General features: G+C 31.7%; 1 protein-coding gene. It reads right to left on the reverse strand.

Annotation, left to right across the window (positions count from 1 at the left end; genetic code table 11):
• Positions 1 to 339: 339 nt before the first annotated feature.
• Positions 340 to 521, reverse strand: a 182-nt coding sequence (locus ABD785_RS41210) for an adaptor protein MecA (protein ID WP_344840365.1), incomplete at its 5' end; no start/stop codon positions are given.

Raw genomic sequence — 521 nt, forward strand, 5'->3', positions numbered from 1 at the left:
TATTTTCAAGAAAGATTACTAGACCAATCAAAATTGCTAAAGTTGTAAATACAATACTCAATATCCCTAGTACTTGCTGCCCAACAAACGTCTGCAGAAAAAATAGAGAGGAAAAAACAATTGTCAAAAACAACAGAACTTGTATCGTATGTTTCATTGTTTTAACTCCTAACCCTTTATTTCTTACTAGTTAGAATTGGAAATACCAAAGTAGATTTACCTGTTATCTAAAAAACCGATTCCTACTAATGGAACCGGTTTTACTATTTATGCTTAAAGTTGACAATAGAACTTTTGCCCAGTTATGTTCACTTTGAATGAATAGCGAAATAGTTTCGTTTATTTTCTTAGTGGAAAATGCTTTCTAATTACACCTAATGCATCCTCAATGGCAATCTCTTTACCATATTCCAATAAACGGTGTATCGTTAATTGACTCTCAATTCCGAATTCAAGCATAAGACTAAGAATATTATCAAGGTCTTCTTCTTCCACATCATCCATAAATTCCACGTATAAAT

Origin of the sequence: Actinocorallia longicatena, from assembly GCF_039534125.1 — a bacterium.
Taxonomy (GTDB): Bacteria; Actinomycetota; Actinomycetes; order Streptosporangiales; family Streptosporangiaceae; genus Actinocorallia; species Actinocorallia longicatena.